The organism is Streptomyces odontomachi (assembly GCF_024435355.1).
GTDB lineage: Bacteria > Actinomycetota > Actinomycetes > Streptomycetales > Streptomycetaceae > Streptomyces > Streptomyces odontomachi.
In genome coordinates, this window is sequence record NZ_JAMJWG010000002.1 from 79,118 (window position 1) to 95,369 (window position 16,252).

Here is a 16,252-nt window from a genome sequence, read left to right on the forward strand (position 1 = left end):
GGTGCGGGCACGGGGCGCACCTCCGCCGGTCCCGGCGGGGCGTGTCCCGGGGATCCTGCCATCAGATCACGGCCGACTCGGCCGATCCCAGGGGCCTCTCACTGGTCGGACGGCGGCCAGCGGTCGGTGAACGAGCGCTCTCCGTGCGTGTCCGGCACACCGGGGACGGGCTGCGGGTCTCCGACGGCGATCCGCGCGTCAAGGCGCGCGCGGTGGTGCGCAGGTTGCAGGAGTTCGACCCTCCCGTGGAGGGCAGGACGAAGGTGCTGGGCTTCGACGGTGGAACCGGACCGCGCACCGGCCCGGATCCGCCGCGCTCCACCCATGCCGGGCGAGCACGACGACGAGCCACCGGGAGAGACGTGACAGACCAGGCGCCGCACACCACAGGGACCGACGGGACGGACGCCGACGGCGGGCAGCAGCCACGCGTGCACTGGGCCAAGCACCCCGTCCCGGACACCGACCACCACGCGGCCCACATCACGCTCTCCCACCCCCGGCTGCGCAACGCCCTCACCCTCACCATGTACGACCAGCTGGAGCGGGCCTGCGAGGAGATCGACGCCGACGAGGAGGTGCGGCTGACGGTGGTGCGCGGCGCGGGCGGACGGGCCTTCGCTGCGGGCACTGACATCCGTGAGTTCCGCAGCGTCACCTCCGGTGCCCACGGGGTGGCGTACGAGCGGCAGGTGGGCCGGGCCGTGGACCGGCTCGCCGGGCTGCGGATGCCTGCGGTGGCAGTGGTGGAAGGAGCGGCGGTGGGCGCCGGCCTCGTCCTCACGGCCGCCTGCGACCTGGTGCTCTGCACGCCGGACGCGGTGTTCGGCGCGCCGATCGGGCGCACGCTCGGCAACTGCCTGTCCCCCACGGCGATCGCCCGGCTGTACGCCGGTCTGGGTCGGGCGCGGACGCTGCGCGCGTTGCTCACCGCCCGGCTGATCACGGCCGCCGAGGCGCACGAGGCGGGTTTCGTCACGGAGATCGTCGCCCCTGACCGCCTCGGGGTACGCATCGACGAGGTGTCGGCGGACATCGCCCGCTGCGCCCCGTTGACGCTGGCCGCCCTCAAGGAGGCCGACCGGCGGGTGCTCGCGGCCGCCGATCCCGGGCACGCCGACGACCTGTACACCCGGTGCTACGGCAGCCAGGACTTCCGCGAGGGCGTCACCGCCTTCCTGGCCAGGCGGCCCGCCGAATGGCAGGGACGGTGAGGGCCTGAGCGTGATCGACGCGCGCCACCACCGGTCGTGGCCACCTCTCCCGGCGGTGCGCGATGGTACGGCCGTGCGCCGGTACGGCCGTGCGCCGGTACGGCCTGCCGGCGGGCAGAGAAGTCGCCGATGCGGCCCGGGACCGGTAGCCGGCTGCGGCTGCCGGTCGGTGCCGGTCCCGGGCCACGCGGGTCACATGCGCGACATCTTGGCGTAGCGCAGCATGTCCGATGCGCTGAAGGCGACGGCCGCCACGGTGGCCGCCGCGAGGACGCCCACCATGACGCGGACGGCGAGCGCCGGGATGCGGATGCCGTGCTTCATGCGATTCACCTCCTCACGACTACGGGGCGGTACCTGCTCCAAGCCGCGGGACGGCCTGCGGAAGGGGACCGAGGGGTCCCGGGTCGGCGCCGGGGTCTGCCAGGAGGGTGCCGACGATGTCGTGCAGGGCGTCGACGGCGGCGTCGACGGCGGCACGCACCGGTGGGCTGAGGCCCACGGTGACGTCGGGTTCGTCGCCGCGCAGCCGCACCAGCGGCTCGCAGCCCAGGACCAGGACGCGCGGCAGGGGCGTGCCGGCGTCGTGAGCGAGACGTGCGGCGAGGGCGAGCACCCGGACGGGGTCCATGCCGTGCGCCTCGGGCAGCGCGGCAGCGTGCGGTGCGGGGGCGGGCGCCGGCCCGGGCTCGATCAGGTACAGGGTGCCGGGCGGTCCGCCGCGCGGGGCGGCGTCGACGAACACGGCGGCGTCGTAGCCGTCCAGCAGCCGGTAGGCGAGGTCCATGCCGCGGATGCCGAAGTCCGCCACGTGGACCTGCTCGGGCAGCGGCCGTGGTGCGGCGCGCAGCGCGGTGATGACGTCCGGGCCGAAGGCGTCGTCGGCGAGGAAGATGTTGCCGATGCCGGCGACGAGCAGCCGCGCGGCACTGCCGGGGCCCTCCTCCACGGGCTCGATCTCCTCCGGGGTGAAGAAGAAGCGGTGGCCGAGGCCGGTGGTGAAGTGGCGGCCCTCGTCGGCGGGCAGGGTGACGGCGATGTGCAGGCCGCCTTCCATGTCCTCCTCGACGGCGTCGATCTCGGCGTGCCGGCCCGTCAGGGCGAGGTCGAAGATGTCGGCGCGCCGGCGGGGGCGCAGCCGGACCATGCTGCCGCGGGCCAGCCGGACACCGCCGACGGTCACGGTGCGCCCGGTGCCGGTGGGCGGCGTTTCGGGCCCCGTCGCGATCCCGGGTGGGTCCCGGGGTGCGGCCGGGGGTTCGGGGTGCGGTCTCATGCGTCCTCCCGTGCCGGGGCGAGGCCGCGGATCGTGCCGCGCAGGGCGATCAGGTCGTCGGGGCTCAGCGCGGCGCAACGGTCCAGGATCTCGCGGGCCTTGGGGTCGGTGGCGCGTGCCTCCCGCTGCTCGTCGGGGGTGAGGCTGAGCACGCTGAGGATGAGCAGGTGGTCGATCTCGCCGCCGTCGAAGAGATCACCGGGGCTCTCCGGGGCGACGGCGGGGAAGTCGTACAGGGTCACGGGCGAGGACAGCAGGGCAGGTGCGCGGTGCGGGTCCGGCGCGTGCGGTGAGTCGCCGATCAGGACGGGCCAGGTGCCCTCGTTGCGGCAGCCCGCCGCCGCCTCGCGCAGCGGCCCAGGCGGGTCGATGAGCGAGACGAAGGCGCCGTCGTCGCAGGTCAGCACGGTGTGGGTGGACAGGAACGCATACGGTGCGAGGAGGTCACGCGCGTCTCGTGGGGAGCCTGGGGACGGCGGGCAGGGCGTGGTGTTGGTGACGGTGGCCCGGATGCGGAGCACGCCGTCGTCGACGGGCTCGGCGGCCAGTTCGACGGTGCCTTCGAGGCGTTCCCAGCGCCGTACCAGCACCCCGGCGAGGCGGCCGGAAGGGGCGCGCAGTTCGTCCTCGTGCGTGCCGGCGGGAATGTCGACGGGGTGCCGGCGGGTGCCGTCCGCCGGGCGCCAGGGTGGCAGCGTCCAGCTTCGCTCGGTGGCCTCCTGCCAGCTCAGATGGGTGACGTCGGCGACGGTGAGCCGGTCCACGGGGTGCCGGGTGCCGGCCGCGTCACAGCGGTGCACCTGCCGGTCGACCAGGTGCAGCAGCCGCACCTGCACGGAGACGGTGGCGTCCGGTCCGGTCTCCAGCAGTACCTCGGTACGCATCCGGGCCGGTTCCCCGCAGCCGGCGGCCACCCCGGCCGGATAGACCCCGCCGAACGTCCAGCGTTTGGTGTTCTTCAGCGCCGATCTGCGGTACGGCCAGAGCAGGTAGCCCTCGTACAGGCAGGTCCGGGCGATCTTCTCCACGGCGGCCGGCGTCCTCATGCCGCCCCCGCCGGCTCGGCGCGCTCGGCCAGGTCCAGCAGGGCCGCCACCGTGCGGTCGGCGTCCACCAGGCCGTGCACCGTCCGGTAGGCACCGAGCCGGTCGCCGGTCTCGCTCGACAGCCGCACCCAGCTCCCCGGCCCGAAGTAACGTGCCGTCAGCTCGCGCCAGTGCGCGGCGGGCAGCCGGCATGCGGTCTCGGTGTCCCAGGGGAGCTGGGCGGTGGACAGCCGGCCGTCGACCGCGGTGTGGAAGACGGTGCCGTTGAACAGCAGTTCCAGGGGCACGTCCGCGCTGCGCAGGGCCCGGAAGTAGGTGTGCAGGGCGCGTTCGCAGTCCCCGGTGCAGGGCACCTCGAGGTCGATGCTCGTGTGTGTGTCGAAGGGGGGCACGACCGTCGTCAGCCGGGTCCAGGCCAGCGGGCGCAGGCTGGTGGCCCACTGCTCGGGCTGCCCGAACAGCTCGGCGAGGGCCGGCACGTCGGCGTGCTCGTAGGCGGCACGTGCCGCGTCGATCCGGATCGCGGTGGTGAGCAGCACCGAACGCACCGGGCCCCCGCCGCTGCGGGTCACGGCCAGCCGGAACACGAGCGTGGGCACGGCGGCGTGCTCCAGCGGCCGGACGGAGCTGACGGCGAACGACAGCCGCGGGATGTCCGTGCGCGACGCCACCGGGCCGGGCCCACCGGGGTGCGGTGCGGCGGCGCGGGCGGGTGCGCTCATGCCCCGGCCCCGCTTCGCTCGGCGGGCTGCGGGCACGGCGCGCACCTCATGATGTCTCGCTCGCTTCGCTCGCTCATGCGGGCGACAGGTTGGGCATGCCGGGCAGGATCGGGTTCCTGGCGTCCGCGCAGATGCCGGTGGACCTGCGGGCCGTGGAGCTGTCGTCGGAGAGATGGCCGGGCTGGCGCTTGTAGGACCCCTCGTGGTTGCCCTGCCGCACGCCGGGGGTGTGCGACGGGGTGTCAGGGTGCGCCTTCGGCGTGCCGACCTTGATGTCAGCCATGGCGGGTCCTTTCTGCGGCGGGCGATGCCCCGGGCGGCGGGGACGGTTCCCCCCGCGACGTGAGCGGTTCAGCGGCGTGGGCGGTTCCCTCGGGTGGCGCGGGCGGTTCGTCGGGGGCGAGGCCGGTGAAGAAGCGCCGGACCGACTCCCGGGCCTCGGCTCCCCCGCCGAAGCCGCGCCATCGGGTGCGGAGCACCGCCACCAGCCGGTAGCAGTCGTCCAGCGGAACGATCCACTGCTCGTGCCGCTCCCCCGCCCGGTCGACCAGCAGCGCCTCGGTGCCGGGCACGAGGGTGGCCAGTGCCGGGTGACCGGCGGTGAGCCGGTCCCAGACGTCCGGGGCCACGGGCGCACGGGTGGTGCCGAGGGGGCTCGGGTAGCAGGCCGTCACCCCGCCCGGGAACGCGGCCGTGCCGGCGACGAAGAACGCGAGGGTGACCGGCACCCCCAGCGCCGCCCAGGTGAGGTCGTCGATGTCGCCGCCCAGGCGCAGCCTGCGCTGGGGGATCAGCCGGTAGCGCGGGCCGCGCGACGCGCCCCCGCCCGGGGTGGCGGCGCTGCCGGCCGGCGGCTCGGTCGCGAACAGCAGCGCGCACGCCCGGCAGGCGCACAGCACCGCATCGGCCGCCGGGTCGAGCAGATGCCGGTGGTCGCCGGGCACCGGCTCGGCGCACATGTCGCAGCACTCGCCGGACGCGTCGGCGGCACGCGCGGCGCGGCGCCGCTCGACGGCCGACCCGGCGCGACCTGGGTCGGCAGCCGGCCCGGAGCGGCCCGCCGCGATGTCCCGCAGGGGGCGGCGGGCAAGGTCGCGCAGCGGTGCGGCGGCGAGCGGCGCGGGCCCGGTCACCGGGGGTGGCCTTCCAGGGCCGGGCGGCGGGTCAGCGCCGCCACGGGGATCAGTGCCGGCTTGCGGGCGGTGGCGGCCTCGGTGACCAGTTCCACGCGTTCCACCTCCGGCGCCGCCGCGGTCACCGCGGCCTCGACGGCCGCCTGCCACGCCTCGGACGACGACCCGCAGCCCGAGCCGCTCCCGCAGCCGCCGGCGCGCACCCGTACCCGGGCCGTCGCACCGTCCAGCGCGTCCAGGCCGGCCCGCTCGCCCCCGCCGAGGTCGCCGAGCCGGGCCAGGGCGCGGCGGATGCGGATGGCGGGCGGATCGGGGTGCAGGTCGTGCACGAGCAGCAGGTGTCCGACGAGTTCGTCGCCGGCCAGCGCCCGGGCGGTGTCGCCGTCGGTGTGCCGCAAGACGCGTGCCAGGCAGGCGCCGTAGAGGGTGACGAGGGCGTGCACGGCGTCCAGGGCCTGGGCGCGCGCCGGGTCCGGAAGGTCGTCCAGGCCGGTGAGCAGCCGCTCGACCTGGGCCACCTGCCCGCGCACCGCACTGTCATCGGAGGTCATGGGAGGCCGCCCGTCTCACGCCAACGCGCCGAAGGTGGGGGTGTGGCTCTGGGTGAGGGTCTTTCCGTCGCCGAGGTACATGTGGACGCCGCACGGCAGGCAGGGGTCGAAGCTGCGCACGGTGCGCATGATGTCGATGCCCTTGAAGTTGTCCCGCTTGTTCTCCTCGAACAGCGGCAGCCCCTGCACGGCGTCCTCGTACGGGCCGGGGGTGCCGAAGGAGTCACGGGGGCTGGCGTTCCACGGGGTGGGCGGGTACGGGTGGTAGTTGGCGATCTTGTGGTCGCGGATGACGAGGTGGTGCGAGAGCACGCCGCGCACCGCCTCGTGGAAGCCGACGCCGATGGCGTCCTTGGGCACCTTGAAGTCCTCGAAGACCTTGGTGCGGCCGGCCCGCACCTCGGTCAGGGCGCGGTCGACGAAGTACAGCGCCATGCCGGCCGCGTAGGCGACGAAGTACATGCGGGCGCGGTTGCGTTCGATGGTGTTGGGGAACGGCGGCGGGGTCCAGGTGAGCCGTACCTCGGGGCTCGACGGGGTCTTCGGCAGGTCGATCTCGACGCTGTGGCCGGTGGAGCGGACGTGCGGGGTGTACACCTTGTTCGCCAGCGCCGTGGCCCAGAGGCGGGCGATGGGGCCGCCGCCGGTGTCGAGCGCGAGGTGGTCGCCGGTGCGCCGGTCGTACCAGCGCGGGCTCATCACCCAGCTGTAGTTGCCGCCGTTCAGGTCCCGCTTCTGGGGCTTGGGGACGGTGGTCTGGTTCCAGGGGTGGCGGCGGTCGACGGGGTTGCCGAGCGGGTCCTTGTCGACGTAGATCTCCTCGCTGCTCCAGTCCTCGTAGTAGGAGCTGCCGAGCAGGATGCGCATGCCGAGGTTGATGTCGACGAGGTCGGTGGTGAGCAGCTCGTTGTCGACGACGATGCCGGGGGTGACGAACATCCGCCGGCCCCAGTCGGTCATGTTCCGGTAGTCGTAGTCGACGACGTCGGGGTCCTGGAAGCAGCCCCAGCAGCCCAGCAGGGTGCGGCGCCGGCCCACCTGGTCGTAGCCGGGCAGCGCCTCGTACCAGAAGTCGAAGACGTCGTCGTTCATGGCGACGGCGCGCTTGACGAAGTCCAGGCAGCGCATGAGGCGGACGAGGTAGTCGGTGAAGACCTGCGGGGTGGCCACCGTGCCGACGCCGCCCGGGTAGAGCGTGGAGGGGTGCACGTGGCGGCCCTCCATCAGGCAGATCATCTCCCGGGTGAGCCGGCTGAGCTGGAGGGCCTCCTTGTAGGTGGTGCCCTCGAACGGGTTGAAGGAGCGCAGGATGTCGGCGATGGTCTTGTGGCCGTGCACGTCGGCGCGGGGCGCTGCGGTGCGCTCGGCCTGCTCCAGGACGCCCGGGTTGGTCTCCTTGACCATGCGTTCGCAGAAGTCGACGAAGACCATGTTGTCCTGGAAGATCGTGTGGTCGAACATGAACTCGGCGGCCTCGCCGAGGTTGACGATCCAGTCCGCGAGCGGCGGGGGCTTGACCCCGTAGGCCATCTGCTGGGCGTACAGCGAGCAGGTGGCGTGGTTGTCGCCGCAGATGCCGCAGATCCGGCTGGTGATGAAGTGCGCGTCGCGCGGGTCCTTGCCCTTCATGAAGACGCTGTAGCCGCGGAAGAGGGAGGACGTGCTGCGGCACTCGACGACCTCACGCGCCGAGAAGTCGATCTTTGTGTAGATGCCGAGGTTGCCGACGATGCGGGTGATGGGGTCGAACGCCACATCGGTCAGGTCGCGCTCGGAGCGGTCACGTTTCTTGGCCGCGTGGGTGTTCTGTGCGGTCGCCACTGGGGGGTCCTCTCGCGGGTGGCGGGCGGGCGTCGTGCGGTGCCGGGCGGACCGCGGGGATCAGCATCCGGGGGGCTCAGTGGCCGCGGGCTCAGCGTCCCGTCCAGCGCGGCTGGTATCCGCTGGTCAGCGCCGGTTCCTTGCGCCGCCATGCGGGTTCCTTGTTGACGGTGGCGTTGGTGATCGAGCGCATCCGCCGGACGAAGGGCCCGTACACGCTCATCATTCCGGAGGACAGGGTGGCGCCGGGCGGCTCGTCCATGAAGGGCATGAACTTGTCGGGGAAGCCGGGCATGGTGCAGCCGATGCAGATGCCGCCGACGTTCGGGCAGCCGCCGATGCCGTCCATCCAGCCACGCTTGGTGACGTTGCAGTTGACCACCGGGCCCCAGCAGCCGATCTTCACCTGGCACTTCGGGGAGTTGTAGTCCTTGGCGAAGTCACCCTGCTCGTAGTAGGCGGCCCGGTCACAGCCCTCGTGGACGGTCTTGCCGAACAGCCAGGTGGGGCGGAACTGTTCGTCCAGCGGGATGGTCGGTGCGAGGCCCGCCGCCTGGTGCAGCACCCACAGCAGGGTCTCCATGAAGTTGTCGGGCTGGACGGGGCAGCCGGGGACGTTCACCACGGGCAGGCCACCGGCCGAGCGGAAGTCCCGCCCGAGGTAGTCCACGAGCCCCATGCACCCGGTGGGGTTGCCCGCCATCGCATGGATCCCGCCGTAGGTGGCACAGGTGCCGATGGCGACGACCGCGTAGGCCTTCGGGGCGAGCCGGTCGATCCACTCGGGCAGCGTCATCGGCTGGCCGGTCTCGGGGTTGTTGCCCATGCCGGACCAGTAGCCGTCACCGTTGATCTGCTCGTTGGGGACGGAGCCCTCGACGACGAAGACGAAGGGTCCGAGTTCGCCCGCCGCGGCCTTGTGGAAGGGCGCGAGGAAGTCGTCGGCCGACTCGTAGGCGAGCACCTTGTTGTGCAGGTGCACCTTCGGCAGGCCCGGGATCGCGCCCAGCACCACGTCTTCGAGGCTGGGCAGGGTGGCAGCGGTCACCGAGACGGTGTCCCCGTCGCAGCTCATGCCCTCGGAGGTCCACAGGATGTGCACCTCGTCCACGCCGTTGGCGGTGGTCGGTTCCACGGTCGTCGGCTGCGCTGCCATCGGCTCATCCCTCCGACTGCCACCGGGACGCGTCCGGCGGGGCTCACGGTCATATACATATCGTCATATACGACATACCACCCTGCTTCGACTCCTATAGGGGTCGGTCGCTCATCCCCCCGATCGGCGTAGCCGCTGTCCCGCGCCGGTCTTCTTCGACGCCGACGGCGCCGACTTCTTGGACGCGGACACCACCGGGGTGATCTTCGGCAGCGGCCCCGCCGGGAGGGACTTCGGCGCGGGCTCCTTGTGGACGAAGGCGGCGCGCAGCGCGTGATAGGGCGCCGTCGGGTCGTAGAAGACACGGCGCATCCGGGCCAGCTCCTCGTCCCGGTAGCTGCTCAGCGGCTTCACCGCCTGCTCGCGGGCGCGGGTCGCCTTCTTCTCGGTGATCCGCTGGTGGGTGGCCGGGTCCTCGGCGAGAGCTGCGGCACGTTGGGCCACCTGGGTGGCGAAGCCCTGCGGGCTGCTGGGCAGCACATGGTCCACCAGGCCGAGGCGCCGCGCCGTGGCCGCGCTGAGCGGCTGGGCCTCCCGCAGCAGCGCGTCGGCGGTCTCCGGACCGACCCGGCGGGGCAGCGTGTAGGTCACGTACTCGGAGCCGGGCAGGCCCATCAGACGGTAGTGCGGGTTGAGGACACAGCCCGAGCGGCACCACACCTCGTCCGCGGCGAGCGCCAGCATCACCCCGCCGGCTGCGGCGTTGCCGGACAGCGCGGCGACGACGAGCCGGTCGGTGGTGGTGAGCACCGCCTCCACGACGTCGTCGACGGCCTGGATGTTGGCCCAGGACTCGTCGGCGGGGCTGGCCGCGGCCTCGATGACGCCCAGGTGGATGCCGTTGGAGAAGAAGTCCCGGGTGCCGCCGATGACCAGCACCCGGGTCGGCCGGGTGCAGGCGAACCGGTAGGCGGCGAGCAGCCGACGGCACTGCACGGTGCTCATGGCGCCGCCGGGGAAGGAGAACCGCACGAATCCGACGCCGTCCTGCTCCTGGTACCGGATCTCGCTGAACGTACGGCGGTTCACGGGTACTTGGAGTGGCGCCGGGACCTCGGGCAGCGGCGGCAGCCGCTCGTCCAGGGCGAGCGTGGCGGGCAGCCGGAAGGTGGGCCGGCCATCGGGGCGACGGCGCGGGCGCAGCTGCGGGATCCACACCGCGCCGTCGGTGGTGGCCCGGCAGATCGCCTGCGCACGGGTGGCGATGACCGCACCGGGGCGGCCGCGCAACTGGTCCTCCGGGTGGCCGCCGTGCAGGTACCACTCCTCGCCGAACAGCTCGTCGAGCACGCCGGGCTGGGAGTCGGCCGCGCGCAGGGTGCGCAGCACGGTGGTGGTCGAGGCCTCCTTCCAGTCGATGCGGCGCTCGCTCTGGGCGAGGTGGGGGCGTGCCCTGACCTGGAGGTGCTGCTGCGGGCGTGGCCGGTAGGTGCCGGAGGTGAAACGGGCGACGGCGAGCATGACCGCTTCGAGCGCCGCGTCGGCCACCTCGCCCCGGTAGATGTCGCTCTTGCCGGTCGCGGGCAGCGTGAAGGAGGCGGACGCCCAGATGTCGCCGGCGTCCAGCTCGGCCTCCGCCTGGAGGACGGTCACCCCCCAGGCGGCCCGGCCCTCCTGGATGGCCCGGTCGAGGGATGACGGGCCACGGTCGCCGGGCGGCCCCGGATGCACGATCAGGCAGGTGTGGCGGGTGAAGACGTCCTCGGGGATGGCCGTCTTCAGCATCGGCGCGATGATCAGTTTCGGGTCGTGCCGCTCGGCCGCGGCACGCACCGCGGCGGCGTCGTGCACCACCGCATGGGCGACGGTGTGGCCGCGGTCGCGTAGTTCGGCGTCGATCCGCTGGGTGAGGCTGTTGAACGCGCTGGCGATGAGCAGGATCCGCACCACGACCTCCAGGGTGACGCGTGCCGCGTCGTCGGCTTGGGTGAGTACCGCGGCGGCATGCGGAGCGGGGTGCCACCGCCGCGCGTCCGGCGGGCGCCACGACCGTGCGCCGCGGCGGCCCCGGCCGCGAGGGCCCGGGGGCGCCGGCTGGGGCCTCTCGTTTGGATCGTGCCGGGCTCGCGGGGTCCGGCGCGCGCGTCTGCCGCGTTGCCGTCGGTCGCCGACGCACCGCGTCGACTCCCTCCTCCCCCACGCCGTCAAGGCAGTGGGGGAGCACCAGACCTCGCTCCCTGATCCAGCCTGATCCAAACGAAAGACCGTGAGCAGCGCGGGCGCAGCTGCCGCGGTGGCCGGGGCCGGCCCGCGGTGCTGCACGGGCGCGACATGAGGGATCGTGCCTCGCCGTCCTGGCACTTTCCGGATGGCTCGGCCGGCGAGGGAACGCAGTTGCGCCTATCGGGCGAAGACACGCGCGGCGTTCGGGCTCGCGGCCCGCTGCGGGCGCAGGTCGTTCCTAGAGTGCGAGCGGCATTCCTTTCCGGCAGGCGGCCCTTCTTCCTATCGCTGGAGCGACCCGCACCATGCACGAGCTGTCGATCGCCACCGCCCTCGTCGAGCAGGCCGAGGCGGTGTCGCGACGGCACGGGGACGCGGCGGTGGCGACGGTGCGGGTGCGCGTCGGGGAGCTGGCCGGGGTGGTGGCCGACGCCCTGCGGTTCTCCTTCGACGTGGCCCGGGCGGGCACGGCGGCCGCAACGGCGCTGCTGGTCGTCGAGGACGTGCCGGCGCTGGCCCGCTGTGCGCCGTGCGGGGTCACCTTCGCGGTGGGCTCGCCGCCCCTCCTGTGGTGCCCGCACTGCGATGCGGCCACGTCGGGCGTGGTCAGCGGGCGGGAGCTGGAGATCACCGCCGTCGAACTGCACGAAGGCACCGGCTGATGTGCCAGGAAGGAGCACGTGGATGTGCAAGGTCGTCGAGGTGCGGCGGGCGGTGCTCGCCGAGAACGACACGCTGGCCGCCGCGCTGCGTGCCGAGCTCACGGCACGTGGCACCCTCCTGGTCAATCTGCTGTCCAGCCCGGGCAGCGGCAAGACGGCGCTGCTGGAACGGCTGCTCGGGTGCTGTGCCGAAGGGGGCATGCACGTCGCGGCGCTCACCGCCGACCTCGCCACCGAGAACGACGCCCGGCGACTCGCCCGGGCCGGGGTGCCGGTCCAGCAGGTGCTGACCGGCGGCCTGTGCCACCTGGAGTGCGAGCAGCTGCGGGCCCGGCTGGACGGCTGGCTCCCGGACGGCACCGAGGTGCTGTTCGTGGAGAACGTCGGCAATCTGGTCTGCCCGGCCGCCTACGACCTCGGCGAACGTCTGCGGATCGCGCTGATGTCGGTGACGGAGGGCGAGGACAAGCCGCTGAAGTATCCGGCCGCCTTCGGCCTGGCCCACCTCGTGGTGCTGACCAAGACCGACCTGCTCACCGCGGTCGGCTTCGACAGCGCGGCGTTCGAACGGCACGTGGCGGCCGTCAACCCCGGCGTGGAGGTGGTCCACACCTCCGCCCGCACCGGCGACGGGCTCCAGACGCTGCTGGAGCGGGTCCGGGCGGTGTGCCACGGGGCGACGCCGCACCGGCCCGTGCTGGCGGCCCGGCACCTGAGCGAGTTCGGGCACGACCACGGCAGCGCGGCTGCCCCGCACGAGCACGCGGCTTCGCCGCACGGGGTCGACACCGATCCCGCCCACGCACCCGAGGGTGACGACGCCGCTCACCCGCCCGAGCACCGCCGGCGATGCGCACCGGCCGAGACCCGCTGACCGCGCACGGCGCACGCCCCCCGCACCCTGCGCCGCACATCCCACCCGAGAACCCCGCAGACCCCCCGCACCGAACAAGGAGGCGCCCATGTGCCTGGCAGTGCCCGGCAAAGTGGTGGCCACACAGGAACGCGACGGCATCCCCATGGCGAAGGTCGACTTCGGAGGGGTCGTCAAGGACGTCTGCCTGGCCTATCTGCCGGACATCGAGATCGGTGACTGGACGATCGTGCACGTCGGTTTCGCCCTCCAGCGGCTGGACGAGGAGTCGGCGCTCGCCACGCTGGAACTCTTCGGCCGGATCGGCGCCCTGGAGGAGGAGTTCGGCGACGCCTGGCAGCGCGCCGCCGCGGAGGCGGGTGCCGAACTCCCGCCGGGCATTCCGCCGCAACCACCCGCGGCGCCGGTGCCGGACACCCCGTCACCGGAGGCGGTCGGCCCGCCATCCGCGGACCGCGCACCACGTACGACAACGGGCGAGCAGTGAAGGGTCAGGCACGATGAAGTACATCACGGAGTTCAACGATCCGGCCCTGGCCGAGCGGCTGCTGGCCGACATCCGCGCCACCGTCACCCGGCCGTGGGCCCTGATGGAGGTCTGCGGCGGACAGACCCATTCGATCATCCGGCACGGCATCGACCAGCTGTTGCCGGAGTGCCTGGAGCTGATCCACGGGCCCGGCTGCCCGGTCTGCGTGACCCCGCTGGAGATGATCGACAAGGCCCTGGCCATCGCTTCCAGGCCCGAGGTGATCTTCTGTTCGTTCGGGGACATGCTGCGTGTCCCGGGGACCGGCGGGGATCTGTTCCGGGTCAAGAGCGCGGGCGGTGACGTGCGGGTGGTGTACTCGCCGCTGGACGCCGTACGGATCGCCCAGCGGCACCCGGACCGCGAGGTGGTGTTCTTCGGCATCGGCTTCGAGACGACGGCGCCGGCCAACGTGATGGCGGTGCACCAGGCCCGCCGGCTGGGCCTGGCCAACTTCAGCCTGCTGGTCTCGCATGTGCGCGTGCCGCCCGCCATCGAGGCGATCATGCGCTCCCCCGGCTGCCGTGTGCAGGGCTTCCTGGCCGCCGGGCACGTGTGCAGCGTGATGGGCACCGGCGAGTATCCGGCGCTGGCCGAACGCCACCGGGTGCCCATCGTCGTCACCGGTTTCGAACCGCTGGACATCCTGGAGGGCGTCCGGCGCGCCGTGCACCAGCTGGAACGCGGCGAGCACCGGGTCGACAACGCCTATCCGCGTGCCGTGCGCGAGGAGGGCAACCCGGCGGCGCTCGCGATGCTCGAGGAGGTGTTCGTGACCGCCGACCGGGCCTGGCGGGGCATCGGGGTCATCCCGGACAGCGGCTGGCGGCTCGCCCCCGCGCTGCGCGCGTACGACGCCGAGCACCGTTTCGAGGTCACCGACGTGTGCACCGAGGAGTCGGCGGCCTGCCGCAGCGGCGAGGTCCTGCAAGGGCACATCAAGCCGCACGAGTGCGCCGAGTTCGGCACCCGGTGCACACCGCGTACGCCGCTCGGCGCGACGATGGTCTCCAGTGAGGGCGCGTGCGCCGCGTACTACCTCTACCGGCGGCTGCGGCCACCCGCCGCAGGGACCGCGTCACCACCGGCGGCCGAGCACGCACCGGCTGCGGCACGCGCGGGCGTCGGCGAGGACACGACGGCACCCCCGGCGTCCGTGCCCTCTGTGGCGTCGGTGCCGGCGACGGTGACGGCCGGTGGGGAGGCGGGTTCCGTTGACTGACACCGTGCTCGACGCAACGGCCTGGACGTGCCCCGCGCCGCTGCGCGACCACCCCGTCGTGGTGATGGGCCACGGCGGGGGCGGCGCGCTGTCGGCGGAGCTGATGGAGCACCTCTTCGCGCCCGCCTATGGCAACGAGGTGCTCGCCGGCCTCACCGACTCCGCCGAGGTACGGCTCGGCGGCGCACGGCTGGCGCTGTCCACCGACTCGTACGTGGTGCGGCCGCTGTTCTTCCCCGGTGGCTCGATCGGCGACCTGGCGGTCAACGGGACCGTGAACGACCTGGCCATGTCCGGCGCCCGTGCGGCGTTCCTGTCAGCCGCGTTCATCCTGGAGGAGGGCACGGAGCTGACCGTGGTCGGACGGGTGGCGCAGGCCGTCGGCGCGGCGGCGCGGACGGCCGGGGTCACGGTGGTCACCGGTGACACCAAGGTCGTCGACTCCGGGCACGGTGACGGGATCTACCTGAACACGTCCGGCATCGGGCTGATCCCGGACGGCGTCGACATCCGGCCGCAGCGTGCCAGGCCGGGCGACGTGGTGCTGGTCAGCGGGCCCGTCGGCCTGCACGGGATCGCGATCCTGAGCGTGCGTGAGGGGCTGGAGTTCGGGGTGGACGTGGCCAGCGACACCGCACCGCTCGGCGGTCTCGTCGAGGCGATGCTGGCCGTCACCCGCGATCTGCACGTCCTGCGGGATCCCACCCGCGGCGGCCTGGCGACCAGCCTCAACGAGATCGCGGCGGCGTCCGGCACCGGCATCGTCATCGACGAGCACCGGGTGCCGGTGCCCGAGCCGGTGACCGCGGCCTGCGGGTTCCTCGGGCTCGACCCCTGGTACGTGGCGAACGAGGGGCGCCTGGTCGCCCTGGTGCCGCCCGCCGACGCCGAGGCGGTGCTGGCCGCGATGCGGGCCCATCCGTCCGGGGCCGGTGCCGCCGTGATCGGCAGCTGCGTAGCCGATCACCCCGGAGGTGTGGTCGCGCGGTCGCGGTTCGGGGGGACCCGGGTGGTGGAGCTGCCGATCGGGGAGCAGTTGCCGAGGATCTGCTGAGCGTGGCCGGCGGTTCCGGTCAGGGCCCCGCGGGCATCGGGTGCGCGACGCCCGGGATCCCGTGGTCCGCCAGGGGGCCCACTGTCAGGCCGGCGGCGCGGCAGTGGGTGACCAGGTCGGGGAGCATGTCGAGGGTCGCACGCCAGCAGCCGGGTGCGGCGGTGCGGTCGCTGTCGTGGAGCAGCACCGTGCCGCCGCCGCGCAGTTGGCCCCGCACGGTGGCCAGCACGGACGCCGCGGTCGCCGTCTCGGTCCAGTCCCGCCCCCAGGCCGTCCAGAGCACCGGCCGCAGTCCGCAGCGCCGCGCCGCCAGCCACCGGCCGCCGGTGAGGATCCCGTACGGCGGGCGGTACCAGCGCGGTGCGACCCCGGTGAGGTGCGCGAGCGCGGCCACGGCGCGGCCGACGTCCCGGAGGTCGCGGCCCGGTGCGGGCAGCCAGGGGCGGCCGTGCGTCCAGCCGTGCACGGCGAGCTCATGGCCGCGTCGGGCGATGTCGCGGGTGAGGGCGGGGTGGCGCACCACGGCCTCGCCGAGCACGAAGAACGTGGCGCGCACGGACAGCCGGTCCAGGTGGTCGAGGAAGTGCGGGGTGCTGTTCGGGTCCGGCCCGTCGTCGAACGTCAGGGCCACATGGCCCGGTTCGCCGGTGCCGGCGAGCCCGGGGAAGAGCGTGCGACGGACGCCGGGCAGCCAGGTGCCGGCCGGGAGGACGTGGCCGGCCAACGCCAGCGCCGCCGTGGTGGCCAGGGCCGTGACGACGGCCGGTCCGGGGCCGCGCGGGGCAAGGGCCGCCGCACGGCTGGGGTCGGGCCGGCGGTTCGCCCCCGG

At 73.6% G+C, this 16,252-nt stretch carries 17 protein-coding genes; 6 read left to right on the forward strand and 11 right to left on the reverse strand.

The features are described from left to right. Positions 1–143: 143 nt before the first annotated feature. Entirely contained in the window at positions 144–1,214 is a 1,071-nt protein-coding gene (locus NQO67_RS04950) for an enoyl-CoA hydratase (protein ID WP_255947011.1), read from the forward strand. 192 nt (positions 1,215–1,406) lie between these two features. Here NQO67_RS04950 and NQO67_RS04955 read toward each other — a convergent pair whose 3' ends face one another. The 10 genes from NQO67_RS04955 to NQO67_RS05000 all read right to left on the reverse strand — a co-directional run bounded on the left by NQO67_RS04955 (position 1,407) and on the right by NQO67_RS05000 (position 10,806). Beyond that, complete coding sequence (locus NQO67_RS04955; protein ID WP_255947013.1) at positions 1,407–1,538, reverse strand: hypothetical protein; 132 nt, start codon at positions 1,536–1,538, stop codon at positions 1,407–1,409. A 19-nt stretch (positions 1,539–1,557) separates the two neighbouring features. Beyond that, positions 1,558–2,490, reverse strand: a complete 933-nt coding sequence (locus tag NQO67_RS44530) for a hydrogenase maturation protease (protein WP_374118903.1) — start codon at positions 2,488–2,490, stop codon at positions 1,558–1,560. After that, the gene (locus NQO67_RS04965; protein WP_255947015.1) at positions 2,487–3,536 is read right to left on the reverse strand and encodes a hypothetical protein; all 1,050 of its coding nucleotides are present in this window, start codon (positions 3,534–3,536) and stop codon (positions 2,487–2,489) included. Before NQO67_RS04965 ends, NQO67_RS44530 begins: the two co-directional genes overlap by 4 nt. Further along, positions 3,533–4,258: a DUF6084 family protein gene (locus NQO67_RS04970; protein WP_255947024.1), complete on the reverse strand. Its 726-nt coding sequence runs from the start codon at positions 4,256–4,258 to the stop codon at positions 3,533–3,535. Before NQO67_RS04970 ends, NQO67_RS04965 begins: the two co-directional genes overlap by 4 nt. Before the next feature lie 73 nt (positions 4,259–4,331). Continuing rightward, positions 4,332–4,541, reverse strand: a complete 210-nt coding sequence (locus NQO67_RS04975; RefSeq protein ID WP_255947026.1) for a hypothetical protein — start codon at positions 4,539–4,541, stop codon at positions 4,332–4,334. Next, complete coding sequence (locus NQO67_RS04980; protein WP_255947028.1) at positions 4,534–5,391, reverse strand: DUF5947 family protein; 858 nt, start codon at positions 5,389–5,391, stop codon at positions 4,534–4,536. The genes NQO67_RS04975 and NQO67_RS04980 overlap by 8 nt, the downstream gene beginning before the upstream one ends. Further along, entirely contained in the window at positions 5,388–5,942 is a 555-nt protein-coding gene (locus NQO67_RS04985) for a NifU-related iron-sulfur-binding protein (protein ID WP_255947041.1), read from the reverse strand. Before NQO67_RS04985 ends, NQO67_RS04980 begins: the two co-directional genes overlap by 4 nt. Positions 5,943–5,957: 15 nt before the next feature. Then, the gene (locus NQO67_RS04990; RefSeq protein ID WP_255948410.1) at positions 5,958–7,706 is read right to left on the reverse strand and encodes a nickel-dependent hydrogenase large subunit; all 1,749 of its coding nucleotides are present in this window, start codon (positions 7,704–7,706) and stop codon (positions 5,958–5,960) included. 148 nt (positions 7,707–7,854) lie between these two features. Continuing rightward, entirely contained in the window at positions 7,855–8,919 is a 1,065-nt protein-coding gene (locus tag NQO67_RS04995; protein WP_255947043.1) for an NADH-quinone oxidoreductase subunit B family protein, read from the reverse strand. A gap of 111 nt (positions 8,920–9,030) precedes the next feature. Further along, a complete protein-coding gene (locus NQO67_RS05000; RefSeq protein ID WP_255948412.1) occupies positions 9,031–10,806 on the reverse strand; it encodes a hydrogenase maturation protein in 1,776 nt (591 codons plus the stop codon). A 581-nt stretch (positions 10,807–11,387) separates the two neighbouring features. On the opposite strand from NQO67_RS05000, the gene NQO67_RS05005 reads away from it, so the two are divergent. The 5 genes from NQO67_RS05005 to hypE all read left to right on the forward strand — a co-directional run bounded on the left by NQO67_RS05005 (position 11,388) and on the right by hypE (position 15,423). Then, positions 11,388–11,744, forward strand: coding sequence for a hydrogenase maturation nickel metallochaperone HypA/HybF (locus tag NQO67_RS05005; protein ID WP_255947045.1), 357 nt, complete (start codon positions 11,388–11,390; stop codon positions 11,742–11,744). Positions 11,745–11,766: 22 nt separating this feature from the next. Beyond that, positions 11,767–12,618 carry a hydrogenase nickel incorporation protein HypB gene (gene hypB / locus NQO67_RS05010; RefSeq protein ID WP_255947054.1) on the forward strand — a complete coding sequence of 284 codons (852 nt, stop codon included), beginning with the start codon at positions 11,767–11,769 and terminating at the stop codon, positions 12,616–12,618. 88 nt (positions 12,619–12,706) lie between these two features. After that, the gene (locus tag NQO67_RS05015) at positions 12,707–13,105 is read left to right on the forward strand and encodes a HypC/HybG/HupF family hydrogenase formation chaperone (RefSeq protein WP_255947056.1); all 399 of its coding nucleotides are present in this window, start codon (positions 12,707–12,709) and stop codon (positions 13,103–13,105) included. Positions 13,106–13,118: 13 nt separating this feature from the next. Beyond that, positions 13,119–14,369 carry a hydrogenase formation protein HypD gene (gene hypD / locus NQO67_RS05020; protein WP_255947066.1) on the forward strand — a complete coding sequence of 417 codons (1,251 nt, stop codon included), beginning with the start codon at positions 13,119–13,121 and terminating at the stop codon, positions 14,367–14,369. Between the two features lie 64 nt (positions 14,370–14,433). Continuing rightward, on the forward strand, positions 14,434–15,423 hold the full coding sequence (gene hypE, locus NQO67_RS05025; RefSeq protein WP_255948414.1) for a hydrogenase expression/formation protein HypE: 990 nt from the start codon (positions 14,434–14,436) through the stop codon (positions 15,421–15,423). 19 nt (positions 15,424–15,442) lie between these two features. Here the strand turns inward: hypE and NQO67_RS05030 are convergent, their stop codons facing one another. Beyond that, positions 15,443–16,171 (reverse strand): polysaccharide deacetylase family protein, encoded by a 729-nt coding sequence (locus NQO67_RS05030; RefSeq protein WP_255948416.1) that lies wholly within the window; start codon positions 16,169–16,171, stop codon positions 15,443–15,445. Between the last annotated feature and the right edge of the window lie 81 nt (positions 16,172–16,252).